General features: G+C 45.6%; 25 protein-coding genes, 1 pseudogene and 1 riboswitch. Of the genes and pseudogenes, 22 read left to right on the forward strand and 4 right to left on the reverse strand.

What is annotated here, in order from left to right:
• Positions 1 to 28 precede the first annotated feature (28 nt).
• The 8 genes from COP04_RS07395 (at position 29) to COP04_RS07435 (ending at position 11,248) form a co-directional block, all read left to right on the forward strand.
• Positions 29 to 1,483, forward strand: a complete 1,455-nt coding sequence (locus COP04_RS07395) for a glutamate synthase subunit beta (protein ID WP_100487382.1) — start codon at positions 29 to 31, stop codon at positions 1,481 to 1,483.
• Positions 1,484 to 1,763: 280 nt separating this feature from the next.
• Positions 1,764 to 3,353: a Ppx/GppA phosphatase family protein gene (locus COP04_RS07400; RefSeq protein WP_239984799.1), complete on the forward strand. Its 1,590-nt coding sequence runs from the start codon at positions 1,764 to 1,766 to the stop codon at positions 3,351 to 3,353.
• Positions 3,354 to 3,365: 12 nt separating this feature from the next.
• A complete protein-coding gene (locus COP04_RS07405; RefSeq protein ID WP_100487383.1) occupies positions 3,366 to 5,510 on the forward strand; it encodes an RNA degradosome polyphosphate kinase in 2,145 nt (714 codons plus the stop codon).
• 325 nt (positions 5,511 to 5,835) lie between these two features.
• Positions 5,836 to 6,444: a hypothetical protein gene (locus tag COP04_RS07415; protein WP_100487385.1), complete on the forward strand. Its 609-nt coding sequence runs from the start codon at positions 5,836 to 5,838 to the stop codon at positions 6,442 to 6,444.
• A gap of 506 nt (positions 6,445 to 6,950) precedes the next feature.
• Complete coding sequence (nrdI, locus tag COP04_RS07420) at positions 6,951 to 7,334, forward strand: class Ib ribonucleoside-diphosphate reductase assembly flavoprotein NrdI (protein ID WP_100487386.1); 384 nt, start codon at positions 6,951 to 6,953, stop codon at positions 7,332 to 7,334.
• Positions 7,297 to 9,402, forward strand: coding sequence for a class 1b ribonucleoside-diphosphate reductase subunit alpha (gene nrdE / locus COP04_RS07425; protein ID WP_100487387.1), 2,106 nt, complete (start codon positions 7,297 to 7,299; stop codon positions 9,400 to 9,402). The genes nrdI and nrdE overlap by 38 nt, the downstream gene beginning before the upstream one ends.
• Before the next feature lie 68 nt (positions 9,403 to 9,470).
• Complete coding sequence (gene nrdF / locus COP04_RS07430) at positions 9,471 to 10,451, forward strand: class 1b ribonucleoside-diphosphate reductase subunit beta (RefSeq protein ID WP_100487388.1); 981 nt, start codon at positions 9,471 to 9,473, stop codon at positions 10,449 to 10,451.
• A 146-nt stretch (positions 10,452 to 10,597) separates the two neighbouring features.
• Positions 10,598 to 11,248, forward strand: coding sequence for a YpjP family protein (locus COP04_RS07435; protein ID WP_100487389.1), 651 nt, complete (start codon positions 10,598 to 10,600; stop codon positions 11,246 to 11,248).
• A gap of 242 nt (positions 11,249 to 11,490) precedes the next feature.
• Here the strand turns inward: COP04_RS07435 and COP04_RS07440 are convergent, their stop codons facing one another.
• From COP04_RS07440 to COP04_RS07455, 4 genes are all read right to left on the reverse strand, one after another.
• Positions 11,491 to 12,168 carry a GDSL-type esterase/lipase family protein gene (locus COP04_RS07440; RefSeq protein WP_239984800.1) on the reverse strand — a complete coding sequence of 226 codons (678 nt, stop codon included), beginning with the start codon at positions 12,166 to 12,168 and terminating at the stop codon, positions 11,491 to 11,493.
• A 163-nt stretch (positions 12,169 to 12,331) separates the two neighbouring features.
• Positions 12,332 to 13,063 carry a CAP domain-containing protein gene (locus tag COP04_RS07445; RefSeq protein WP_100487391.1) on the reverse strand — a complete coding sequence of 244 codons (732 nt, stop codon included), beginning with the start codon at positions 13,061 to 13,063 and terminating at the stop codon, positions 12,332 to 12,334.
• A 213-nt stretch (positions 13,064 to 13,276) separates the two neighbouring features.
• Positions 13,277 to 13,612: a spore coat protein gene (locus COP04_RS07450; protein ID WP_100489582.1), complete on the reverse strand. Its 336-nt coding sequence runs from the start codon at positions 13,610 to 13,612 to the stop codon at positions 13,277 to 13,279.
• Positions 13,612 to 13,890: a hypothetical protein gene (locus COP04_RS07455; RefSeq protein ID WP_100487392.1), complete on the reverse strand. Its 279-nt coding sequence runs from the start codon at positions 13,888 to 13,890 to the stop codon at positions 13,612 to 13,614. The genes COP04_RS07450 and COP04_RS07455 overlap by 1 nt, the downstream gene beginning before the upstream one ends.
• Positions 13,891 to 14,073: 183 nt before the next feature.
• On the opposite strand from COP04_RS07455, the gene COP04_RS07460 reads away from it, so the two are divergent.
• The 14 genes and pseudogenes from COP04_RS07460 to sufB all read left to right on the forward strand — a co-directional run bounded on the left by COP04_RS07460 (position 14,074) and on the right by sufB (position 26,261).
• Positions 14,074 to 14,448: an arsenate reductase family protein gene (locus COP04_RS07460; protein ID WP_338062841.1), complete on the forward strand. Its 375-nt coding sequence runs from the start codon at positions 14,074 to 14,076 to the stop codon at positions 14,446 to 14,448.
• Between the two features lie 86 nt (positions 14,449 to 14,534).
• Positions 14,535 to 14,924 (forward strand): glycine cleavage system protein GcvH, encoded by a 390-nt coding sequence (gene gcvH / locus COP04_RS07465; protein WP_100487394.1) that lies wholly within the window; start codon positions 14,535 to 14,537, stop codon positions 14,922 to 14,924.
• Positions 14,925 to 15,199: 275 nt separating this feature from the next.
• Positions 15,200 to 15,958 (forward strand): RNA polymerase sigma-I factor, encoded by a 759-nt coding sequence (gene sigI / locus COP04_RS07470; protein WP_100487395.1) that lies wholly within the window; start codon positions 15,200 to 15,202, stop codon positions 15,956 to 15,958.
• A gap of 146 nt (positions 15,959 to 16,104) precedes the next feature.
• Positions 16,105 to 16,950, forward strand: a complete 846-nt coding sequence (locus tag COP04_RS07475) for an anti-sigma-I factor RsgI family protein (RefSeq protein ID WP_162297085.1) — start codon at positions 16,105 to 16,107, stop codon at positions 16,948 to 16,950.
• Between the two features lie 156 nt (positions 16,951 to 17,106).
• Positions 17,107 to 17,196 (forward strand): hypothetical protein, encoded by a 90-nt coding sequence (locus COP04_RS20740; RefSeq protein WP_420852782.1) that lies wholly within the window; start codon positions 17,107 to 17,109, stop codon positions 17,194 to 17,196.
• A pseudogene (locus tag COP04_RS20465) lies at positions 17,180 to 17,527 on the forward strand (hypothetical protein). Before COP04_RS20740 ends, COP04_RS20465 begins: the two are co-directional and overlap by 17 nt.
• A 171-nt stretch (positions 17,528 to 17,698) precedes the next feature.
• A riboswitch (SAM riboswitch) is annotated at positions 17,699 to 17,818 on the forward strand.
• A gap of 182 nt (positions 17,819 to 18,000) precedes the next feature.
• Complete coding sequence (locus COP04_RS07480) at positions 18,001 to 19,023, forward strand: methionine ABC transporter ATP-binding protein (RefSeq protein ID WP_100487397.1); 1,023 nt, start codon at positions 18,001 to 18,003, stop codon at positions 19,021 to 19,023.
• A complete protein-coding gene (locus tag COP04_RS07485; RefSeq protein ID WP_100487398.1) occupies positions 19,020 to 19,685 on the forward strand; it encodes a methionine ABC transporter permease in 666 nt (221 codons plus the stop codon). The genes COP04_RS07480 and COP04_RS07485 overlap by 4 nt, the downstream gene beginning before the upstream one ends.
• Positions 19,686 to 19,743: 58 nt before the next feature.
• A complete protein-coding gene (locus COP04_RS07490; RefSeq protein WP_100487399.1) occupies positions 19,744 to 20,562 on the forward strand; it encodes a MetQ/NlpA family ABC transporter substrate-binding protein in 819 nt (272 codons plus the stop codon).
• A 394-nt stretch (positions 20,563 to 20,956) separates the two neighbouring features.
• On the forward strand, positions 20,957 to 21,739 hold the full coding sequence (gene sufC / locus COP04_RS07500; protein WP_100487401.1) for a Fe-S cluster assembly ATPase SufC: 783 nt from the start codon (positions 20,957 to 20,959) through the stop codon (positions 21,737 to 21,739).
• Positions 21,740 to 21,772: 33 nt separating this feature from the next.
• On the forward strand, positions 21,773 to 23,080 hold the full coding sequence (gene sufD, locus COP04_RS07505) for a Fe-S cluster assembly protein SufD (protein ID WP_100487402.1): 1,308 nt from the start codon (positions 21,773 to 21,775) through the stop codon (positions 23,078 to 23,080).
• A 2-nt stretch (positions 23,081 to 23,082) separates the two neighbouring features.
• On the forward strand, positions 23,083 to 24,303 hold the full coding sequence (locus COP04_RS07510) for a cysteine desulfurase (protein ID WP_193437455.1): 1,221 nt from the start codon (positions 23,083 to 23,085) through the stop codon (positions 24,301 to 24,303).
• On the forward strand, positions 24,293 to 24,751 hold the full coding sequence (gene sufU, locus COP04_RS07515; protein ID WP_100487404.1) for a Fe-S cluster assembly sulfur transfer protein SufU: 459 nt from the start codon (positions 24,293 to 24,295) through the stop codon (positions 24,749 to 24,751). Before COP04_RS07510 ends, sufU begins: the two co-directional genes overlap by 11 nt.
• A 106-nt stretch (positions 24,752 to 24,857) precedes the next feature.
• Positions 24,858 to 26,261, forward strand: coding sequence for a Fe-S cluster assembly protein SufB (sufB, locus tag COP04_RS07520; protein ID WP_100487405.1), 1,404 nt, complete (start codon positions 24,858 to 24,860; stop codon positions 26,259 to 26,261).
• Positions 26,262 to 26,345: the final 84 nt, after the last annotated feature.

Below are 26,345 nucleotides of genomic sequence, written 5' to 3' on the forward strand. Positions count from 1 at the left end.
CAACTCTTGAAAGGATGAAGCTGAAAAAATGGGACAATTAATGGGTTTCCTGAATATAGAGAAGAAAAATCAAAAAGAACGCAATCCGCTTAAACGAACGAAAGACTGGCACGAATACCGGGAAGCCATGCCGGAAACCGAAGTCAGAGAACAGGCGGCCCGCTGCATGGACTGTGGTACGCCATACTGCCAGATCGGGACAGTGCTGAACCGCGGAACGAGCGGATGTCCGATTCACAACCTGATTCCTGAATGGAATGATCTGGTTTATCATGGGTTGTGGAAGGAGGCGTACGATCGTCTGGCAAAAACCAATAACTTTCCTGAATTTACTTCCAAAGCGTGTCCTGCGCCATGTGAAGGTTCCTGTACTGCCGGCTTCATCAGTGATCCGGTTTCGATCAAATCGATCGAACGCGCAATCATTGATCGGGCGTTCGAGGAAGGTTGGGTCGTTCCCAAACCGCCGCTTCGCCGCACAGGGAAAAAAATTGCGGTAATTGGTTCCGGTCCTGCGGGAATGGCATGTGCCGATCAGCTGAATAAAATTGGCCATACTGTGACCGTGTTTGAACGCTCGGACCGGGCAGGCGGCCTGCTGATGTATGGTATTCCGAGCATGAAAATCGAAAAAAATGTAGTTGACCGCCGTATTCATCTTCTTGAATCGGAAGGGATCGTTTTCAAAACCGGTGTTGATGTCGGCAGAGACATCACGGAGTCTGAACTGAAAGAAAATTTCGATGCTATCGTTCTTTGCACAGGTGCGGGCAAACACCGCGACGTTCCAATTGAGGGGCGCGATCTTAAAGGTATTTTGCCGGCTATGGATTATCTGACGGCAAGCAACCGTCATTTGCTGTATCGTGAATCCCTGAAACCTGATTTCGATGCCAGCGGAAAACGGGTGATTGTCATTGGTGGCGGTGATACGGGAGAAGACTGCGTGGCCACTGCGGTCCGTCAGGGTTGCAAGAGTGTTGTTCAATTCGGCAAGCACGGCCGACTGCCCGGACAACGGACAGCAGCAAACCCGTGGCCGGAAAATCCGCGTGTTTTTTCTGTGGACTATGCTTATGAGGAAGCAGAAGAACTATTTGGCAAAGATCCCCGCGAATATTATGTTGAGACGAAAAAATTCATCGGTGATGCGTCCGGACATGTTCAATCTTTGCTTACCGGCTCTTTTAAATCGGAGACGGAAGAGCAAAAAGAGTGGGGAGCCGATATGGTGCTGATTGCAATCGGATTCCGCGGGGCGGAAGATCGTCTTTTCGATGATTTCAAGATCGAAAAGGATCCGGATGGACGCGTCATTCGGGCTGACGAGCGAAATTATCAGACAAGCCGTGAAGGCATATTTGCGGCGGGTGATGCACGGCGCGGCGCAACTTTGATTGTCTGGGCTATTGAAGAAGGGCGGAAGGCTGCTGCGGCCGTTGATCTATATCTTGATCAAAAACTGTCGCTGTTGAACGGCTGATACCGGATTTATAAATTCAGGCGACGATCACTTAAAAAAGGGAGCCTCAGCGGCTTCTTTTTTTATATGTTAAAAATATATGGAAATAAGGAAAAGTCATGAATAAATGGATAGACAGTGGAAACTTTGATAAAGTCTGGGAGCTGCGGCTAAAAAAAATGTATGTCCTGTGCCGGAGCTTTGGCCGCAATAAACTATATATAAGAACACTTCCCAGCTATGTTAATTTTTTGTAAATAAATATGGAAAATTTTTTTTGACCGGCAGAACATGCCTTATAATGGACATTATGGAACTGTTTCCTGAAAAGAGAAAAAAAGACATCATTGTTTTGGAAAATGGGGTGAGGACGACGAGAAACCACAGACTCTTTGCGTCCATAACAGTCGGGTTGCAAGTGATTGTATTGAAGATAGCCGATATGACAAGTCTCACGGTTGTTGAAGACGTCAGTGCCGATGTGACAATCGGTGCCGATATTTATAACGATCGGATGATCGCTTTTCAAACGGTGGATCAGGCGTGCCAGGCGCTGGCGGGTTTTGTTCAAATTATGAATGATTATGGGGTGAAAGAGTACCGGGCAGTGGCCGCAAGTTCTGTACAGGAGGCTGCCAATGCGGAATACGTTAAGGAACAAATCCGCATCAAAACGGGGCTTAATCTTGAGTGGCTTTCCAATGCAGAAGAGCGTTATCTGCATAATCAGGCTGTCTCTTATAAAACAACGGGTTTTGGCAAATTAATAGAAGAAGGAACGATGCTGCTTGATATTGGCTCGGGAAGCATGCAGCTGACTGTTTATGATAAAGGCCATTTTGTTTTTTCGAGAAATATTAAGCTTGGGCCGCTCCGGATTCGGGAAATGCTTGGCGACTTGGAGAACCATACCGGGAATTATGTTGATATTATGGAAGATTACATCATGAGCAAAATCGACGGGTACCATCAGTTCGCACCGAAAAATATCAACTATGAGCATTGCGTCCTTGTCGGAACTGATTTGCTGGCCTTTAAACACGCTTTTATGAAATCAAGCAGCGATACGATTGACCGTAACCGTTTTGATGAACTCTACGGGCGCATACTCGACATTCCGGTTCAAGTTCTGGCCAGGCAATACGGCGTGCCTTACGATTCAGCGAGCCAGCTTCTCCCTTCCGCGATGATTCTGAAAATTATGCTTGAGATGACCGGCGCCAAGAACATTCTTCTTTCTGAAGCCGATCTTGCCGACGGGCTGCTGATCCATGATGAGCTTGATCATCACAAAAGAAGGATCGATCATTCATTCATCGAAGATATCATTGTTTCCGCACGGAACATTGCCGAACGCTATAATTGTGATCCGCGGCATATTGGTATCGTTGAAAAATATTCACTGCATCTCTTTGACAGACTGAAACCGCTGCATGGGCTTGATAAACGGAGCAGGCTGTTATTGCAGCTTGCCGCGATACTGCAGGATTCCGGCAGCTATATTGATATGAATGCCCACTATATTCATTCTTATTATATTATTCAATCTTCTGAGATTATGGGCATCTCGGACAGTGAACGTGATATTATCGCCAACATTGCCCGTTATCACAGCGCGGAAACACCGACCAGCGATTCCGCTGCGTTTGAGGTCCTTCCGCCGGAGAACAGGCTGATTGTGGCGAAGTTGTCTGCCATTCTGCGGATTGGCGATGCACTGGATGACAGCCGTCAGAATAAGGTGAAAAGAATTACTGTTTCACTGAAACATGACCAAGTCATCATTACTGCGCATGCGGATGACGATCTGTCTCTTGAAAGGCTGACTTTTGATGAAAAAGCGGCTTATTTTGAAGAAGTCTTTGGATTGAAGCCGATATTACGAGGATAAGGTGAGTCAACCATGGAGGATTTTGGTAAAAAGGAATATTTCTATAATCGCGAGTTAAGCTGGCTCAAGTTTAACGAGCGAGTTCTTGAAGAGGCACGCGAGAAGGAAAATCCGCTGCTTGAACGTGTCAAATTTCTGTCGATCACGGCCAGCAATTTGGATGAATTTTTCATGGTGCGCGTGGCATCCCTCAGTGACATGGTCAAGGTCGGCTACGAAAAAGCCGATCCTGCCGGTTTAAAGCCCAGCCAGCAGCTGGCAAAAATCAGCGCAGCGGCCCACCAAATGATCGGACAGCAGTATATGACGTATAATCGGATGCTGAAAAAATTATTGAGAGAGCAAAACATCCAGATCCTCGATCTGGAAGATTTATCTCAGAAGCAGCTCGATTTTGTAGATCATTACTTCAACCGCGAAGTCTATCCGGTGCTGACGCCCATGGCTGTTGATTCTTCACGCCCGTTCCCGCTTATTTTGAATAAAAGTATCAACATCGCAGCCTTTATCCACAAAAAAGGAAGCGGATCAAAGCAGGTGGAGTTCGTGACGGTCCAGGTACCTAATGTGCTTCCGCGCGTTGTTAAAGTCCCGTCGGAGGAGGGCCAGGTTGGTTTTGTCCTGCTGGAGAATATCATACGCAGACATCTGAAAAAGCTATTTGTCGGTTATGAGATTGACGAAGCTTCCTGCTACCGCGTCATGCGCGATATGGATCTTGAAGTGGACGAGGAGGATACGGAAGATCTTCTTAAAGAGATTGAGAAACAGCTCCGTCTGCGTGAGCGGGGCAATGTCATTCATTTGGATGTTGAATCGGGAATCAGCGGGCGGCTGATCGAGAAGCTGACGAGAAGGCTTGACGTCAGCGCCGATAACATATACAGCGTTAACGGCCCCATTGATCTGACTTTTCTTTCAAAACTCGTCGGAATGCTCGATGAGTCGGCAGGCCTTTGCTTTCCGGCGCACCATCCTTTTGTTCATTATGAACTTATGGAACACTCGATCTTTGACACGATCCGTGAAAAGGATGTTTTTCTCCACCATCCGTTTGACTCGTTTGATCCCGTGATCGAACTGGTCCGGCAGGCTTCTGTTGATAAAAATGTGCTGGCCATTAAGATGACGCTTTACCGTGTTTCGGGAAACTCTCCGATTATTCGCTATCTTGAACGTGCGGCAGAGAATGGGAAGCAGGTCACCGTTCTCGTTGAACTGAAAGCTCGATTTGATGAAGAGAACAATATTAACTGGGCACAAAAACTGGAAAAAACCGGCTGCCATGTGATTTTCGGCCTTGTAGGCCTGAAAACACATTGCAAAATGATGCTGGTTGTCCGCAGAGAATCAACCGGCATCAAACGCTATATGCATTTCGGCACCGGAAACTATAACGATATCACGGCTAAATTCTATACAGATATGGGACTTCTGACAAGCAATGAACAAATGGGTATCGATGCTTCCAACGTTTTCAACATGCTTTCCGGCTATTCCGAACCTCCGTATTTTCATAAACTGGTGATGGCACCGCTCTGGCTGCGGGGTACGATGCTCGATCTGATTGAGGACGAAATCAACCAGGCGAAGGCCGGCCGGCCGGCCTTCATTCATGCAAAGATGAATGCTCTGTCGGATGAAGAAATGATCCGGGCGTTATATAAGGCATCTGCTGCCGGCGTGAAGATCAAACTGCTTGTCCGCGGCATCTGCTGCCTGCGCACCGGTATTCCGGGCATTAGCAACAATATCGAAGTCCATTCGATTGTCGGGCGCTACCTAGAGCACAGCCGAATCTATATTTTTGGAAACGGCGGAGAGACGAAAATTTTTCTCGCCAGCGCGGATATGATGACACGGAATTTGAATCGGCGCGTTGAATTGATGTTCCCGGTTGAGGACGAACGGATTCAGGCGGCGATCACCGACGCGTTCGATATTATGATGAGCGATAATGTGAAAACACGAGTAATGGGTAGCGACAGCCATTATTATAAACCAGACCGCCGCGGCAAGCTTCCTGTAAATGCACAGGAATACTTTGCCCGGCTTGCCGAACAGCGTACAATCAGCAGGCAAAAGTCGATTCGGGAAAAAAGAACCTTCACACCCGTGCTCGGACACGAGGATCAGCCTGAAAGCGAAGAAAGGTAAAATTGGGGCCTCTTCATTTAGGAGGTCTGTTAAATAAAAATGCGCTAATCAAAAAGGCATTTTCCTTATTTCGGCCCAATGCGCTGGAAAATCGAAAAATGTCTTTTTTATTCAGAATGAGTCTTGAAATCGAATTTTTATTTGCTACAGAGCGAAAAACAGGCGGAATGGGCAAAAAATAAAGCAGACTAGACCATTAACCGACAAAAATTATAAATGTCTAAATGGTTACAATTCCCATTTTATAGTTGACGGAAAAGTTAAAAGAACGTATATTACATTTGCTTCATCTATATTACAATTATATTACAAAGGAGTTTTTAAAATGAAAAAACGGTTTTCCGCATTCCTAATTATTGTTGCACTTTTAATTTCCAGTTTGAGTTTTTCATCGTTTGTTTCTGCAGCGGCTCCCAAAGCCATCACCTATTATACGGTACAAGGCACACCATTTTTCAGCAATAAACAAGGCACAAAAATCACCCGTATTTTGCCTGTTAACACAAAGTTTTATCTCGCCCATAAACCGGGTAGGGGCCTTTATCATGTAACATATAGTAATAAGTCAGGATATATCAATGTCAGCGATCTTTCTAAATCACGTGTTGCAACTTATAATGATTTTACAGGTTCGTGGATTCTCGGTAAAGTGAATACACATGCCAGCTATCAGATATTAATCACCAAAGACACGATCAGCTATAATTATGCTCCAATGGCAGCAGTCGCGTACGTTAAATCGAAAGACACTGTCATTAAAAATAACACATTGTGTATGAGACGGGCTACACTGCATGGCGATGGAACCGGGGTTTGGGGAAAATTGACACAAAGCATGAGACTGATCAAAAAGAACGGAAAAACGGTTCTTATCGTAAGCAAACCGGACAATAAAGAGATAATCGGATTCAGCGGAACAGCAAAAAGAAAATAGTCAAAAATTGGGGGGCCTGTTGATCAGGCCTTTTTTTGCACTTTAAGAAAGTATAAAAATTTCAAGGATTAAAGTGTAAGTGCAACTAGGCCTCTGGCATTGCCTAAAGGCTTGCCAATCGGCAAGTTTTCTTTACATAAAATATTTCCACGCCTGAAGAAAGTAATTGTAATTCCGGCTGCTGAAAAATCAGTCACATATTTTAAACTTTTTTTTGAAACTCTGCTAATAATAGAGTCAATCCTCATTTGTTGTGACATACCGCACAATGCTTAATATACCTCTGTTTTTCGGCCCAATCCAAGGATTGAAGTACCTGATTCCTTGTCATATGATATAAAAGTTACCGGCTGATTACGAATAAAACGGCTTGTGATTCACTATATATTGTGGTAAATTATTAAGCATAAACTATATGTAGTACTAAGACGACGGTAACCTCTGAAACGATGAGAAATTCAGAAGCAACCGGTATTGCAGCACTTTTTTGAACAGGAGGGCCGCCGATGATGATTTTATACGAAAGCATGACCGGAAATGTCAAACGTTTTTTAGAAAAAACAGGGCTGGCTTTTCAGCCGATCGACAGTCTGAATCCGGTTGATCGTCCTTTTATTCTTGTGACGAATACGATTGGTTTCGGCGATGCGCCGGACAGTGTGAAACAATTTTTAATGAAAAATGGTCGCTTTCTCAGAGCTGTCGCTGCGAGTGGCAACCGAAACTGGGGAAGAAATTTTGCACGTGCAGCCGACGTTATTGCCGCGGCGTACCATGTTCCGATTTTATATAAATTTGAACTTGGAGGAACAGCGGCCGATGTTATAAATTTTCAGGAAAGGGTGAGGACATTTGTTGAACGAAGCGATCAAGCCGAAGTCCTACGTTGAACTGAACAATGAGGTGCTTACGCGCGGAGAAAACGGTTTCTACCAGCTGGAGAAAGATCATGAGGCGATTCAGACCTATATGGACGAAGTCCGGCAGAAAACCGTTCATTTTAAAGGTATTCTGGACAGGCTCCACTATCTTGTTGACAACAATTTCTACTATAATGTTTTCGGTGAATACGATGAGTCGGCGATTGAGTCGCTTCATCGGTCAGCGGCTGCCTATCATTTTGAATTCAAATCTTATATGGCGGCCAGCAAGTTTTACCGCGATTATGCGATGCGAACCAACGACAAATCTCGTTATCTTGAGCGTTATGATGAACGAGTTTCAATCGCTTCTCTGTTTCTCGCAAGAGGCGATTATGACCGGGCTGTCCGGTTCATGCGGGCGATGATGGAACAGCGCTATCAGCCGGCGACACCAACCTTTCTCAATGCGGGAAAAGCAAGAAGAGGGGAAATGGTCTCCTGTTTTCTTATTGAGGCGGATGATTCCCTGAACTCGATCAATTACGTTGAAAGCACATCGCAGCAGCTGTCGAAAATCGGCGGTGGTGTTGCGCTCAATCTCTCAAAGATCCGCGCACGCGGTGAATCCATCAAAGGCGTTGAAGGGGTGGCCAAGGGTGTCGTTCCTGTCGCCCGGAAACTTCAGCTCGGCTTTTCCTATGCGGATCAGCTCGGCCAGCGCCCAGGTGCGGGTGCAGCCTATCTAAACATTTTCCACTGGGATGCGCCTGAATTTCTGGACACAAAAAAGGAAAACGCGGACGAGGATATCCGGCTGTCGACGCTTTCGATCGGCCTGATTGTTCCGGGTAAATTTTTTGAGCTCGCGGAGGCGGGTAAACTTTTCTGTATGTTCGCCCCTTATACCGTGTACAAAGCTTACGGAAAACATCTTGACGATATGGATATGGATAAGATGTACGATGAACTCGTTGCCAATCCGGCGGTTAAAAAGAAAAGCGCGGATGCGCGCGAATTTCTCAATCTGATTGCGCAGATGCAGATGCAGTCCGGCTATCCTTACATTTTTTATAAAGACAACGCAAATAAAAATCACCCGCTCCACAAGCTTGGGGATATCAAAATGTCCAACCTGTGCACGGAAATTTTCCAGATGCAGGAAACCTCAACGATCAATGATTATGATGCCCCTGATCAAATCCGCCGCGATGTTTCCTGTATCCTCGGTTCACTGAATATTGTCAATGTGATGGAAAGCGGTAAAGTCCGTGATTCAGTGCACAATGGCATTGAAGCGTTGACCCAGGTCAGCGATATGACGCATATTGCCAACGCGCCGGGCGTGCGGCTTGCCAACAGGGAGCTCCATTCGGTGGGGCTGGGCGCTATGAACCTTAACGGATATCTTGCGAAAAACCAGATCGCTTACGAGTCGGCGGAAGCGAGAGACTTTGCCCGCACCTTCTTCTCAATGATTAATTTCTATTCGATCGAAAAGTCAATGCTGATTGCCCGGGAAAGAGGAACAACATTCAAAGGGTTTGAGCAGACCGATTATGCTGACGGTTCCTATTTTGCAAAATATGAGCGGGAGTATTTTGGGCCAAAAACAGAGAAGGGTCTTGAACTGTTTCATGGCGTCCATATTCCAACGACCGAAGAATGGACAGAGCTGAAAAAGAAAGTTCAGAAATACGGACTTTTCAATGCCTACCGTCTGGCTGTCGCACCGACACAGTCGATCAGTTATGTTCAAAATGCGACCAGTTCGGTCATGCCGGTTGTCAATGTCATTGAACGGCGTAAATATGGAAACAGCGAAACGATCTATCCGATGCCCTTCCTGTCACCGCAGACGATGTGGTATTATAAATCGGCCTATCAGACAAACCAGTTCCGGGTAATCGACATGATTGCAGAAATTCAGCAACACATTGATCAGGGAATTTCGACGATTCTTTACGTCGACAGTATGACCAGCACGCGTCAATTGGCAAGGTTTTACGTCTATGCCCATAAAAAGGGATTGAAATCACTGTATTACACAAGAACGCAGCTGCTTTCCCCGGAGGAATGCACGGCCTGCTCCGTCTGATACAGAAGAAAGTGCGCAGCACGTACGATTCAGGGCCAATCATCAGTTTTTTGAAGGACGGTTAGAAAATGAAGGCTATTAACTGGAATAACAGCGATAATCAAATCGCTAAAATATACTGGAAACAGAACATCAATCAGTTTTGGACGGAAGAGGCATTCAAAGTTTCACGTGACCTCTCTGACTGGGATGCAATGACGGAAGACGAGCAGACAACGTATGTTGAAGTCTTATCAGGTCTGACCGGACTTGACCGTGAACAGGGTGACAATGGGATGCCGCTGATTTCGATTCATCATGATAACATGCATGAACAGGCAGTTTTCGCCTGGATGGGCATGATGGAGCATATTCATGCAAAATCATACTCCCATATCTTTTCAACGCTGATCCCGTCGTCGAAGACTGATTTTTATCTGGGAGAATGGGTTGACAATCAGCCTGAATTACAGGAGAAGTACCGGCTGATCTCCTATTGGTACAACCAGCTGTATGATAAACGTGAAATCATCACGCCGTTCAAACGTTATATGGCTATGGCTTCCTCCGTGTTTCTTGAGAGCTTTTCATTCTACAGCGGATTTTTCTATCCCGTTTTTCTCTCCGGACAGGGTCATATGATTGCCAGCGGTGAGATTATTCGCAAAATTATTCAGGACGAATCAATCCATGGTAGTTTCACGGGTATGGTTGCCCAGAGATTGTATCATGAAGATCTGACGGATCAGGAAAGAAGAACAGCCGATCATCAGGTTTACGCGCTGCTTGACAGCCTGCTTGAAGTCGAGAAAAGGTATACGGCCAAGATCTATGCAAAAATCGGGCTGGTCAAAGAGGTCAATGATTATGTCCTATATAATGCGAACCGCGCGCTTCAGAATCTGGGACGCGAAGATAAGTATCAGCATGATCCGGTTAGTCAGGTCGTGATTAATGGCATTGACACGGGGACCATCAATCATGATTTCTTTTCAACCAAGGGTGATTATGTCGTGCCGCTGAACATTGAACCGCTGACTGATGAAGATTTTAAGTTTGATAATGTGTGAATCTGCTGAAAAAGCGTGCCAATCCGGCACGTTTTTCTTTTTCTCTATCTTTAAGTTTGACTGACTGAAAGAAGTTTGTTGTCCGAATAATGTATTGGAGTGACTTGGTTGTCGACTGTCGATTTCATGCGGAAGGAGGCTCCGTCGTGGTTCCCAATTTTATAAAAAAGGGCCTGGTTGCTCTCGTTGCCATATTGACATTTGGAACAGTGATACCGGTATTTCCGGCTCACTATGTCGATAAACAGGGCGATAAAGAAAGTATCCAGAAAGAAAAAACCCAGGACTCGCCCCTCAGATCGTATGGAAGCACCTCACAGGAAGAAACTCAAGCGAATCCGACTGTTCTGTGGGGTCGGCGCTTTTCCGCGGATGTTTCGAAGGAAACGCTGATTTCTGCTTTTTCATCTTACGCACTGCTTGAGGCAGAACAGCAGGGCTTTCATAAATTCGGCACACGTGTCAGTGAAAAAATCGGCAATCAATATATGCAGGAGATTGCACCATCATTTGTTTCGGCAATTGAAGAAGTCAGCAACGCTCACGACGAGAGCTGGATCCGCACTCTGGCTGTGACACATTCACCTTCATCCGGAATGGGGGAGCGGATTCTCCATGTTTATCAGACAGGGACGGGTAATGAAGTGCTGAAACTGCATGTCCGCCGGGATCACCCGCCGCAGGATGGTTATTGGTTTGATTTCCACTATCATACGGTGTCGGACGGTTTTCAGAAGCATCATGAACTGAAAAAAGTATTCTGGGGCAAGAACATGCCGCCTAAATGGAAAATTTAAATTCAAGACCTGAGTGAACGAGCAATCCTTCACTCAGGTCTTTTTTAGTCAGAAAATAGATCATATTGATTCGTTTGCCAGATTTCGGTTCCGATTCGCTTCTTGTTTCTCCCTATTCCGGTTCAAATTTTACTTAATTCGGTTCGTTTTCTTTATATCCTGCCCGATTGCTGTGGCGCCTAGGTCTAAAGAGACTGGAATCGAGGTCTTTCTTCGATCAGGATAAACACTTTTTTGTCCTATTATTGCCTGCGGCGCGCCTCATTTTCTCCGCGGGAATCAGCAACAGGTTCGAATCCGAGATCCGCCGCAACTTCAGCCATGACGCGATAGCCAACAGGATTTGGATGTGTATGATCCATACTGAGAAGGTACGGTTCATGGCCATAGAAAGCAGAATAAACATCTGCCACCTGTACAGAAGGATAACGTTCCAGTGCAAAAAGGGAACGGTTATAAGTCTCAAGCCACGCCCGTGATTCCGGTATTTGAAACATGGGATTATACAAATTGAGGACACGGATCGTTACAGGCTTCTGAACATCGCCGCGCAGTCGGAGAATAGATTCAATAATCAGTGCCATATTATAGAGGCATTGCTGTATGGCATCAGAAACTATTGTGCTTTCGCCAAATTTAAGCCATTTTTTTCTGGCATGGAGAAGGTCGTTTCCGCCCCCAGTCAATGTAATGAATGTTGCATCATGAACGGCTCCAGCCACTTCCGGACGTGAAAAAAAACTGAGAATATCCTGTGTCGTCGCTCCATTCTTTGCGAAGACGAGTTTTCTAACCGGATGCCTGAAGTAATACTCAATACTTTTTTGATAGTACTTGACAAAATTGGGCTGAAAAAATGTTGATCCGACGCCGACGGTCAATGAATCGCCCAGAGCCACGTACAAGGGGTTTTCATTCAAGCCAATCATCTCCAGACATGAGATGTCTCTAACTATTCTATTCGATTAAGAGACGACATGTTCCAGCCTATTTTCGACATGATGCGAACAAGAAAACAGCGCCCCCTGTGAAACGTATGAATGGGCGCTGTTTTCTCACAAATTATTTATTATTCCCGGCACATTATTTGCCGATGAATTCCTGAGTCCAGTAACTTCCATAGGAACCGCCGGAAACATAGCCAACACCAATTGTTGTAAAATTAGCATTCAGGATATTGGCGCGATGCCCCGGACTGTTCATCCATCCTTGTACAACTTCTTCCGGTGTTTTCTGGCCGGCAGCGATATTTTCACCTGCTGAAGTGTAGCTGATACCATATTTTTTCATCATATCAAATGGAGATCCGTAAGTGGGAGACTGATGATCAAAATAATTCTTGTCGCGCATATCGGTAGACTTGTCTCGTGCCATTTTCGAGAGCGCAGCATCGTCTGACTTCAGCGGTTTGAGACCCGCCTTCGTGCGTTCCTGGTTCGTCAGATCAACAACTTTTTTCTCAAAAGCGTTCATCTGACTGTTTGAAGTCTGCTTTGACGAAGAACCTGAGTTGCTGTTCGCAGCCGGCTTTTTAGGCGTTGTCGGCTGAACCGGTTGATTTTTATTCTGCTGGGGAGCAGGTTGCGGCACAGCAGGCTGAAGCTGAGAAGGATCTAGCTTGATGCCGAAGTGTTTAAACATTTCCTGTAAGTCCGGTGTTTGACCATTATTCAGATTGCATGGGTTGGACATACCGGCAAAGGCAACGGTGACAGGTTTGGCCTCCGGCTTGGGTGCAGCTTCTGCGTGCCCTCCGAAGATGAGTGGAAGCGCAAGCGCTCCGGCTAGTGTTGAAGCAAGAATCTTCTTAATCATTTGTGTTATTCCCTCCTTGGTTCATAGGTTTCGAGATTATGAGACTTTCGGAGGGGTACAAATGGAATTACATGATGTTACCAAATTATTGGTAAGGTTAACCTGCTTTTGTCAGATTGTGTCGCTATTCCCCGGGAAATAGCATTTTTTGCTGATTAATAATAATCATAAAAAAAGGCGCCGCCCAATCTGGACGGCGCCTTCGCTTGTTGTTTACTGTGGAAACTGTTGCTGTGCGTACTGGCTGAATTGCTGCTGCGTCTGCTGAATTTTCTGCGGATCCTGGGACTCAACTTTATACCAGCCTTTATTGAACATCAGATTAAACAGATCACGCTGATGGTCACAGGTCGCATCGAAGACCGTTTTAATATCTTGGTACAGTGCCTGGTGACTTGCTTCTTGAAGTGCATGAACATAGGAGGTGCCCAGATATTTTTCTGTCAAAAGAAGATCATTCAGATAGTCGCGGTCATTCATCTGCGGTGTTTTAGGTACCTGGGTTTCGGTGTTCTGAATAGTTGTAGATTGAATGGGCTGCTTAGTCATCATCGCGCCGTCCCTCCCGCCGTGGTTGCTGCCTGGACGTGTTTACCAAGATGATTGAGGATGGTCTGATATTGGCGGATATGGAGCTGGCATGTCCGGTTCATCGCCTGTATGACATCCTGATCCTGACACATTGCGGCATAAGCATGTGCCTTTTTAATCACTTCGAGGTTCCACGACAGCATGTCTTCAATGTAGAGAAAGTCTTTTGTGGAAAGAATGTCGGGTGGCTGAGGAAAATTCATTGATGCCTGCCCGCCCTGCTGCTGCATATTCATGTTTCATTCACACTCCTTATTTTTATGGTGAAGGTGCTCGTAGGTATTATGTCCCGGCCGGAGAAAAACATTTGGCCGTCTGGCACATTCAAAAACTTTTCATTAAAAATCCATTTCTTTTTTGTGTGAGAAAATATTGAGTATAATAATTAAGAAAACCAAGATACTAAGGTGGGGAATTTGATGCTGACTATGTACTGTTACCCGACTTGCGGCACGTGCAGGAAAGCGAAGAAATGGCTGGATGAACGGCAAATTTCTTATCAGGAAATTCAGATTGTCGATCATCCCCCGGATAGGGAACAGCTTATAGAATTCTGCCGGAAAAGCGGACTGCCGCTCAAAAAATTTTTTAACACCAGCGGGAGTCATTACCGCGCTCAGAATATAAAAACTAAAATGAAAACTGAACCGGAAGAAAATTGGCTGAACTGGCTGGCGGCGGATGGAATGCTGATTAAGCGTCCGCTGATCGTCGGTCGGGATAAAGTGACAGTTGGATTCCGAGAAGACACATTTGAAGAAAAATGGGGAAATGGGACCGGAATGAAAAAATAATCTATTTTCCCGTTTATTTACGATATAATGAAAAGAGCATGAAATGATATGTGGCGGGAATGGCCGCTCAATTGGAGGCATAACTAATGAGTGTACCGAAAGATCTTCTCTACTCAAAAGATCATGAATGGGTCAAAAAAGAATCAGATGGAAAGGTTAAAATTGGCATAACGGAATTTGCCCAGAAGGAGCTGGGGGACATTGTTTTTGTCGAACTCCCGGAGGCCGGCAGCCAGATTAATGCCGGGGATTCATTCGGCAGCGTAGAATCGGTTAAAACGGTTTCCGAACTGTATGCTCCGGTTGCGGGAACTGTTGCTGAAACCAATGATCAACTTGAAGATTCGCCTGAATTTGTCAACGACTCTCCTTACGAAAAAGCATGGATGATTGAACTGGAAAATGTAGACAGCAGCGATCTGGGCACTTTGCTCGATGCAGATGCCTATGAAAAACTGATTGGTGCGGATGCCTGATCAATGCATCACTAGTAAGTTTTTACACTGAATTTCAATAATGGTAAATTAATCATGTAAATTAACAACCCTTGTCATCTTTTTGTTACCGTAATGTTGCTTCCTTTAAGAAGGGAAAGCATGGTATAAAAGATACAAGGGTTTTATTTGTGTTTGATCAGTAAAAACAGTGCCCGACTTTAATAAAATTTTTGACAATATTTATGTCGCTAGGTTGGACATGTTATGGTAGGTACATGCTAATTTAACAGATCAAAGCGAGAGGTGGAACTGTGATGAGCGCCAACCAGCTTGCAATGGGCGGTACATATAATATTCCGCTGGAAATGAATATTTTTAAAGTTCAGCAGGGTGATGAGTCCCTGAGAAACAAAATTATCGAATCTTATCAACCTTTTATAAAGAAGGTTGTTTCTAAAGTATGCAATCGATTTATCGATCAAACAATGGATGAATTCAGCATCGGTCTGGTGGCCTTTAATGAAGCAATCAATCAGTACCAGAAAGGTCAGGGCAGTAAATTCCTGACTTTTGCGGACATGGTGATTCGTCGCCGGATTATTGATTTTATTCGCAAGGAGTCCAGGCAGGTCCGCAATATATATCTGGATCAGGCCAAGCAGGACGATGAAAACGGGATGGAAGAGAGTTATGTGGAACAGCAGGCAGCTATTGACTTTTATGAAGAAAAGTGCCGGATCGACGAACGCAAAGAACAGATTATCAGTTACAGACAGTTGCTGCTTGAATACGGCATTACATTTGATGTATTGAGCAAGCACTGCCCTAAACACGCAGATGCGCGTGAAAATGCCAAAATTTCCGCGAAAAAATTAGTGGAACATAAAGAACTTGTCCTGTTTCTCAAGAAAAAAAGACAGTTGCCAATAAAAGATTTGCTTCAATTTGTCTCATGCAGCCGCAAAACAATAGAAAGGAATCGAAAATATATAATAGCATTGGCGCTGATTTATATCGGCGGATTCAGTGCACTGAAGTCGTACATTGAACCAGAATCGGAATTGGTTCACTGACGCAGGAAAGGTGGGGAAGGAAACTGAATAACCGGGGAGTTCTTGTATCCAGACGGGGGCGTCGTGCTGTTATTCTGACCAATGACGGAAATTTCGAATCGGTCAGACTCAGCTACTCAGCAAACTTGTCGATTGGACAGACTGTATTGTCCGAACACCTTTCCCAATCCCATCCATTTAGAAAATATTTGCTTGTGCCGGTTTTGACCCTCGGCTTTTCAATGCTTTGTTTTGCTCCGGTGACTCACAATGTTTCGGCTCCGAGCAGATCTGCAGCTGCTTATGTCAACATTGGCCTTGCATCGGGTATCGAGGCAAGTGTGGACAGGTATTTTCATATCATTTCAGTCCGCCCTTTGAGCCGAGCTGCAAAGAAAGTCATACCTGATCCTTCTGCTCTTGAAAACTTGTCATTCCGCAATTTTAGCAGCGCATTGATCAGCCGGCTGTATTCGCACGGTGATCTAAAGGGTGGTTCACTTTGCCTGATTTCTACAACTTTTACAAATCAGGTTAGAGGTTCGCAGAGGGAAGCTTTCAATACGGAATTGTTGCGTGCTTTTATGGACGGTACCTCCGAAATGGTGCGAGGAAGCGGTCCCGCTTCGCAGTGGGTACAGACAGCCATGGCCAATCAGGATGCAGTAAAGGGCAACGGGCAATCTGCGAGAAAATATATGCTTTACCTTCAGGCGAAAACAAGAGGAAGCGTACTGACGCTGGATAAGGTAAGAAAGCTTTCTACTGCAGGAATTGAAAAAGCAGTTCCGCCAATAACAATTCCGTGGAAGAAATTGGTAAAAAAAATTACAGATGGTCAGGATCGTGCTTCGTTTATTGAGAAAGGGCCCGATCAGATCCAAACGGCTAATACTTTATTTCAGAATCCGTTTCGGGATGTAGGGCAAAGCGGGCGAAATAGCAGTAGCTACCTTTTTCATGAAAATCATTTCGTTGCTGTACCGCTTAGTGCCGGACAGCGTGAAGCATGATCGAATCGTCACATATGCCGGACTGGCAGCGGGCATAGAGCTAACGTGCTATGCTCGCTTACTCTGTTTATTCAGAAGTATACTGAAGCAGATTAAGATTATGGGGTTGTATCGCTGGCTCTTATTCTCGGATGCGGCGCGATGATCGGCAGGCTGATGGAAGATCCAGGTGCTGCTCAGCGGATTGCCGATTCTATGAGTAGTAAATTTGGAAGGAAAAGAAGATTCAATGGGCTGGAATTGTGACCGGGCTGATCGTTGGTCGCAGCACATCGATCACGATGATTCTGCTGATGGACGGCGGTTGAGGTGCGTTGAACAGGTACTAGTCGGCAGTGGAATCGGTGATTACGTGGCTCGTTTGATGAAAGGAATATCGGTTTCGCCGATTATTCTTGTATTTCTCATCGTTGCTCACTGCACATTCTTGAGAGTGCCACGATTTCCGGTATGATCGCTGTGGCACAAGCCAGTCCGGAATCCTGGCGCTTAGGGCGGGAACATCACCCTTTCACATATCGATGATACGGATTTCTGGATATACAAGGAATATTTTAACCTATCCATTGGCCGATGATGAATCTGATCAGTTCACTTGTCACTCTGTGCATGATATTATTGCTTAGCGTGTTTGTTCATTAAATCGGAATTTTATCTTTATTCCGTCTGTTTCATGTTCGTCCAAAACACATTGACAAGCCTAAAGTACAATGATAGATTATGTGTACGCGAATTGAATAGCGAATGACTCTTATCCAGAGTGGCGGAGGGACTGGCCCGATGATGCCCGGCAACCCCCGGATTTTATTTTTGAAAATCCGGAATGGTGCTAATTCCTACGGATGCTTCGGTGTCCGGCAGATGAGAGAGGTGACCCAGCCCCTTTCTCATCTTGAGGGGTTTTTTGCTGTGTAAAAAAGCGTGGAAGGGGGGACAGCGAGTGGTCTGCATGCTTTTTAGCAGGCTGATTCATTTTTTATGACCAACTAAAAACAGAGGAATACATATTTTAGCCGGTCGTTTTTTTCTCTGAAAGAGAGGTTTATTGATTTGATCCAATTAACGCATGCAAGAAAAATTTATCAAACCGGTACCAGACCTGTAGAAGCATTAACCGATGTCAGTCTGAAGATTGAAAAGGGAGAAATCTTCGGAGTGATCGGTTATAGCGGGGCAGGAAAAAGTACATTGATCCGCCTGATTAATTTGTTAGAAAGACCGACATCCGGGACTGTGGAAGTTGACGGACACATCTTGTCCAGTTTATCTGCCGGAGAACTGCGTGATGCACGGAAACAGATTGGAATGATTTTTCAACATTTTAATTTGCTCTGGTCAAGGACTGTTGCTGAGAATATTTCTTTTCCGCTGGAACTGTCAGGAGTATCAAAAGAGAAAAGGAAGCACCAGGTGAACGAATTGATCCGGATGGTTGGCCTGGAAGGAAGGGAATCCTCCTACCCGGCGCAACTCAGCGGCGGTCAGAAGCAACGTGTCGGAATTGCGCGCGCTTTGGCAAACAATCCTAAAGTACTGCTTTGCGATGAGGCCACTTCTGCTCTTGATCCGAAAACTACAGATTCAATTCTCCAACTGTTAATGGAAATCAATCAATCTCTGGGAATTACAATTGTGCTGATTACCCATGAGATGCACGTGATTCGGAAAATCTGCAACCGCGTTGCTGTTCTTGATTCGGGCACTATTGTCGAAGAGGGCCTTACAGAAAATATTTTTGCAGATCCGCAGCAACCGATCACCCGCGAATTCGTCGGCCAGGTTGCAGCAGAAGAAAGGGATCCAGATCTAATCCGGCGTTTCCGCGCGGCTGGTCCGGATGGCAAAATTGTTCGCGTTATTTTCGATGGTTCAACTGACCAGGAACCGGCACTCGATACGTTTTTTCGCAATCATGCCATCCATGCCAACATCATAAAGAGTGATTTTTTGCCGGCGAATCACGGAAGCAAGGGAACACTGCTTCTGTTTGTCAGAGGCGCGGATGCAGACGTTCAATCAGCGCTTCAAAACCTGAAAAAGAAAAAGATAAGGGCAGAGGTGTTGCCGTTATGACCAATATTTTTCCAAATGTGGACTGGTCAGGCATGCTGCTGGCGACGGGTCAGACACTTTACATGACGCTGGTTTCGGGTATTTTCACATTTATTTTCGGACTGATTCTCGGGTTACTGCTTTTTCTTACTGCGAGCGGTGGATTGTACGAAAATGCGTGGGTGTATAAGCTGACTTCTTCTTTTGTAAATATTTTTCGTTCAATACCCTTCGTTATTCTGATCGTTTTGTTGATTCCACTGACCATCTTGATTATGAGGACAATGATCGGTGCTTCCGCGGCACTTCCATCCATTATTATTGGAGCTGCTCCCTTTTATGGGCGTCTGGTGGAAATTGGGTTACGGGAAGTGGACAAAGGTGTAATCGAGGCATCTGAAGCGATGGGGGCTACTCGATGGCAGATTATTATTAAAGTCCTGTTGCCCGAATCGTGGCCGTCCATGATTTCAGGTATGACCGTTACGCTGATCGCACTGATCGGCAATACTGCCATGGCCGGTGTTGTCGGTGCGGGAGGACTCGGTTCGGTTGCTTATAATGAAGGCTTTGAAGCAAACAATAATGATGTGACTTTTGTAGCAACGATCATCATTCTTATTATTGTTTTCGTGATCCAGTTTATCGGCGACCGGATTAGCCGAGCCGTGGATAAAAGATAGAGAAAGATTTACAGATGGCATCCTAAAAAAAATCACATAAAAACGGGGGAAACTGTATATGAAGAAATTATTTGTCTTTTCATTAATCCTGTCACTTGTCCTTATTCTAGCTGCGTGCGGAAAAGGAAGCGCCAATTCAGGCGGCCAGACGACACTGCTTGTTGGCGCTTCAGCCGTTCCACATGCAGAAATATTGAAACAGGCCGTACCGCTGCTTAAGAAAAAAGGTATCGATCTTAAAGTGAAAGTATTCAATGATTACGTCCTGCCTAATCAGGCGCTGGCTGCCAAACAGCTTGATGCCAATTATTTTCAGCACATTCCTTTCCTTGACCTTTATAACAAAGAGCACCATACAGATCTTGTCAGCGCAGGAAAAATTCATATTGAACCATTCGGCATTTATTCAAAAAAATATAAAAACATCAGTCAAATAAAAGACGGCGCAACGGTCCAAATCAGCAATAATAAATCGGAGCAGGGGAGAATTCTGCTGCTTTTGCAATCAAAAGGACTGGTAAAGATCAAACCGGGCGTGAACGGAGTTTCTGCAACCTTAAATGACATTGATAACATCAAACACCTGAAATTCCTGCAACCAATCGATCCAGCTCTGCTTCCAAAGGCCTATCAGAACAATACAGCGGATCTCTTTGCCATCAATACCAACTTCGCACTCCAGGCAAATTTGAATCCGAAAAAGGATGCACTGATTCTTGAAGGTGCCCAGTCGCCGTACGCCAATATTATTGCTGTCCGCAAAGGCGATGAGAAGAAAAAAGCGATTAAAGAGTTGGTCGACGTGCTTCATTCCAGGACAATCCAGGACTTTATCAACAAGAAATATAAAGGGGCCGTACTGCCGGTTTCTGACTGAACATGACAGGTGCACTTATAGACGCAAACAATCCGTTTCCTGCAGAACTGCGGGAAACGGATTGTTGTTATTTAAAAAGGAATACTAAAAAAGTAAGTTTTGAACGAATGTCTCACAAAAATACCGGAAGGTTTTTTTCTTTTTTTATCTTTCCTGAAATCAGCGTTATAATGATAAGCAAAAGCGATGTGTGACATTATTCTCTTTTTGCGATAAATCTTTTTGCGATAAAATTGATGGGTTTCTTCGGTTGATATCTCTTAACATCTGATATAAGATTGTAATGAGAATAGATTGAGAATGGAAAGTTACACGGAGATAATTATACGGGATTGGAATGGGGAGTGGGCAAACTCTCTAAAATCTCGATCGTTATATTATTGGAGGTAATGAGATGACGGTACCGGAATTGAAAATAAAAGATCTTCATGTAGCCGTTGAAGGCAAGCCGATTGTGAAGGGCTTTGATCTGGATATTAAGGGCGGGGAAATCCACGCACTGATGGGTCCGAACGGAACCGGAAAGTCAACGGTTGCTTCGGCAATCATGGGCCATCCGAAATACGAAGTCACTGCGGGAAGCGTGGCACTGGACGGTAAAAATCTTCTCGATATGGCAGTCGATGAGAGGGCGCGTGCCGGAATGTTTCTGGCCATGCAGTACCCGAGCGAAGTGAGTGGTGTCACCAATGCTGATTTTCTGAGAACAGCAATTAACGGCAGACGCGGGGAAGGTAACGAGATTCCGCTGATGAAATTTATCAAGACACTGGATAAAAAAATGGATTTGCTCGAAATGGATCAGGTTTTTGCGGAACGCTATGTCAATGAAGGGTTTTCCGGAGGCGAGAAAAAGCGCAATGAAATCCTTCAGTTGATGATGCTTGAACCCAAATTCGCGATTCTTGACGAAATTGATTCGGGACTCGATATTGACGCGCTCAAATGGGTGGCAAAGGGTGTTAATTCGATGCGTTCGGAAAATTTTGGCTGTCTGATTATCACTCATTATCAGCGCCTTCTCAATTATATTAAACCGGATAAAGTTCATGTCATGATGAATGGACACATTGTCAAGACTGGCGGACCTGAACTGGCGCTTCGTCTTGAAGAGGAAGGTTATGACGGAATGAAGGCAGAACTGGGCATCAAAGATGATGAGACAGTAGAAGCCTGATCAATCAGTTTTATTGGGAACAGGGGGGAGAATATGGCGATGCAGGTACAAAGTCTTCCGTTTGATGCGGAAGAAGTGATTCATTTTTCTGAAAAGAGGAATGAGCCCAAATGGTTTACTGATATAAGGCTGAAAGCACTCGGGTTGGCGGAAGAACTTCCGCTGCCAAAACCGGAAAAAACGCGGATTGACGACTGGAATTTTACAAATTTTATTTTTGATACGGTTGGGAAACCGGTCGCCAATCTAACCGAACTGCCTGAAAACGTTGGGCAATTGATCGGAAAGAAGGAAAAAGCAGGAAATGTGCTGATTCATCATAATGGTGACAGAGTATACCGCAGCCTTTCTCAGGATCTCAGCCGGAAGGGTGTCATTTTCACGGATTTGGCAACAGCTCTTCAAGAAAATGGTGAGCTTGTAAAAAAATATTATTTTAAGACGGCGTCTGTTGAGAAACACAAATTATCGGCACTCCATGCTGCTTTGGTCAACGGTGGATCCTTCCTTTACGTTCCAAAGAACGTGGTTGTCGATGTCCCGGTCCAGGCGGTTTATTTTCAGGATAATCCCTCATCCGGACTCGTGGCGCATACGATTATTGTCGCTGAAGCGAATAGTTCAGTGACTTTTGTCGAAAATTATTTATCTACCGCATCCGCAGGGGAAGGCGTCGCCAACCTGATTAGTGAAGTTACGGTCGGAGAAAATGCCAATGTCAAATATGGTGCGGTTGATCATTTCACCGACGGAATTGTGACTTATGTTAATAGGCAAGGCGATGTTTCCAGAGACGGTAGCTTGCAGTGGGCGCTCGGTCAGATGAATGACGGCAATACGGTGTCTGAAAATGCGACAAATCTTCAAGGTGACGGCTCTTCTGTGGATACAAAAGCTGTCAGTATCGGTAGTGGATCGCAGAAACAGAATTTTGACAATTATATTCACCATGTTGGAAAAGCGACCATCAGCCGGCTGTTGGTCCGCGGCGCACAGAAGGATGCGTCAAATTCAATTTTCAATGCACGTACCAAAATCGAACACGGGGCTTCCGGAGCTGACGGAGAACAAACACAGCGCGTGCTGATGCTGAGCGACGAGTCGCGCGGCGACGCAAATCCGATCCTGCTGATCGACGAGTACGATGTCATTGCCGGACACGCTGCTTCGGTTGGCCGTGTCGATCCGGATCAGCTTTACTATCTGATGAGCCGCGGAATTAAAAAAGAAACTGCTGAAAAATTAATTGTTGAAGGATTTCTTGAGCCGGTCGTTGATTTGTTGCCCATCGAAGGAGTCCGGAAACAACTTGTAGCGCTGATCGAAAGGAAGGTTGGCTGATGCTGGACATTCAATCAATTCGTCGTGATTTTCCAATATTGGGTCAGGAAGTAAACGGGCACACTCTAGTCTATCTGGATAACGCCGCGACTTCCCAAAAACCACAATCAGTGATTGATACGCTTGTGAATTATTATCAGTCATATAATTCGAATGTTCACCGTGGTGTGCATACGCTTGGGACGATCGCAACTGACCGGTATGAAGAGGCACGCGATAAAATCAGGCGTTTTATCCATGCGAAGAGTGCGAAAGAAATTATTTACACCCGGGGCACAACCGATTCGCTTAATATGGTTGCCTACGGTTATGGGCGGGCGAACCTGGCAGAAGGTGATGAGATTGTCATCTCACCGATGGAGCATCATGCAAATCTGATCCCGTGGCAGCAGGTAGCCCAAGCCACCGGAGCTGTGCTGAATTATTTTCCCATGCAGCCCGATGGCACCCTCGACATTGAGGATGTCCGGAAAACGATCACGGACAGGACTAAAATTGTTTCCTGCACAGAAGTCTCCAACGTACTTGGGACAGTGAATCCAATCAGACAGATTGCGGATATTGCCCATGAAAAAGGGGCGATTATGGTTGTGGACGGTGCGCAGAGCACGCCGCATATGGCAGTTGACGTACAGGCACTTGACGCGGATTTCTTCGCTTTCTCAGGACACAAAATGCTGGGACCGACCGGAATCGGCGTTCTGTATGGAAAACAGGCGCTGCTGGAAGCGATGGAGCCGGTTCAGACCGGCGGCGAGATGATCGATGAGGTCGGTTTCCAAAGCGCAACCTGGGCGGAACTGCCGTGGAAACTTGAAGCGGGTACACCGCATATTGCCGGTGCGATTGGACTGGGAGCGGCTATTGATTATCTGAATAACGTCGGGATGGAAGCAATCCGTCAGCAGGAAATCGAGTTGACAGAACTGGCCTACGAGATTATTTCAGGCATCAAAGGAGTTACTGTTTACGGTCCGAAAAAACGTGCCGGCATGGTGTCTTTCAATATTGACGGGATTCATCCCCATGATGTGTCTACGTCTCTTGACACGGAGGGCATCGCTGTTCGTGCCGGCCACCATTGCGCGCAGCCGCTGATGCACTGGCTGAAATGTGAGTCGACAGTGCGGGCCAGCTTTTATTTTTACAACTCACCGGATGAAATTGAAACGCTGGCGAAGGGAATCAAAGATACAAAGGAGTTCTTCGGACATGTCTTCTAATCATCTCGATCAACTATACCGCTCGGTGATCATGGATCATTACAAACGTCCGCGCAATCACGGCACACTTGATGAACCGGACAGCATTACAGTCAGCATGAATAATCCTTCCTGCGGTGACAAGATCTACATCTCGCTGAAGGTTGAGGACGACAAAATTGTCGATGTCAAGTACAGCGGCAGCGGTTGCGCAATCAGCCAGTCATCAGCTTCAATGATGACTGAAGCTATTAAAGGATTAAGTGTTAAGGATGCGCATGAATTATCCTTCGATTTTTCAGAATTGGTTCAGGGACGGGAGCATAATGACGATCTGGATCTCGGAGACGCCGAAGCACTTCAGGGCGTGTCACAGTGGCCCGCCCGTATCAAATGTGCAACGCTTCCGTGGAAAGCCATGGAAAAAGGACTGCGTGAGGCAGCACAAGTGCGGTCTGAACAGCAATAATTCAACAATTCTGTGAATCATGTTAAAATAAATGTATTGTTAGGATGAAAAAACTGACTGGTGATATATTTGCTTAACTATTAATTTATAAAGGAGGTTTCCTGAAATGGCCACAAAGCAGCAGGTGCCGGAAATAGAGGAATACAAGTATGGATTCAAGGAAAAAGATGTCTCCGTATTCCGAACAAAACGCGGGTTGACCGAGGATATTGTCCGTGAGATCTCAAAGAAAAAAAATGAGCCCGAATGGATGCTGGAATATCGGCTCAAGGGTCTGCATCATTTTTATAAACGGCCGATGCCTCAATGGGGTGCAGATCTAAGCGCGCTCAAGTTCGATGATTTGACGTATTATGTCAAACCTGTTCAGAATCAGGGCCGGACCTGGGATGAAGTGCCGGGCGAAATCAAGGACACTTTTGACAAGTTGGGCATTCCCGAAGCCGAGCGTAAATACCTTGCCGGAGTATCCGCACAGTATGAGTCCGAAGTGGTTTATCACAGCATGAAGAAGGATCTTGAAAAAGAGGGGATCATCTTCATGGACACGGATTCCGCCTTGAAAAAACACGAAGATCTGTTCCGAGAATACTTCGGCAAGGTGATTTCTTACGCGGACAACAAGTTTTCTGCGCTGAATGCGGCCTGCTGGTCGGGTGGGTCATTCGTCTATGTGCCGAAAGGCGTTGTATGCAAAACACCGCTTCAGGCCTACTTCCGGATCAACTCTGAAAGCATGGGGCAGTTTGAGCGGACGCTGATTGTTGTCGACGAAGGCGCATCTGTTCATTACGTAGAAGGCTGCACGGCCCCTGTCTACTCCAGCAGTTCGCTGCACAGCGGAATTGTTGAGATCTATGTCCGCAAGAATGCATATTGCCGTTACACGACGATTCAGAACTGGGCCAACAATGTTTACAACCTTGTTACTCAGCGCGCTATCTGTGAAGATCACGCAACAATGGAGTGGGTTGATGGCAACATCGGGTCCTGTGTGACGATGAAATATCCTTCTGTTGTCCTGAAGGGTGAAGGCGCACGCGGTAATACACTGACGATTGCGATTGGCGGCAGAGGGCAGAACCAGGACACCGGATCGAAGATGATTCATCTCGCACCGAATACTTCATCAACGATTATTTCAAAATCGATTGCCAAGAACGGCGGCAACGTCACTTATCGCGGCAAGGTTCATTTCAGCCCGAAAGCAGTCAATTCGAAATCGCATATCGAGTGCGATACTCTGATCATGGATGACCAGTCAACATCCGATACGGTTCCATATAATGAAGTTTTGAACAAGGACATCTCGCTGGAACACGAGGCCAAAGTATCCAAAGTTTCCGAAGAGCAGCTGTTCTATCTGATGAGCCGCGGACTCACCGAACAGGAAGCGACGGAAATGATCGTTATGGGCTTCATCGAGCCATTCACCAAGGAACTGCCAATGGAATACGCGGTCGAAATGAACCGTCTGATCAAGTACAACATGGAAGGTTCTATCGGCTGACCGTCCAGTAAATAAATAAAAAGGTCCGTTGGTTTGCTCTATGCAGACTGATGGACTTTTTTAATGCATCAGCATTGGCTCATA

The organism is Sporolactobacillus pectinivorans, assembly GCF_002802965.1.
GTDB lineage: Bacteria > Bacillota > Bacilli > Bacillales > Sporolactobacillaceae > Sporolactobacillus > Sporolactobacillus pectinivorans.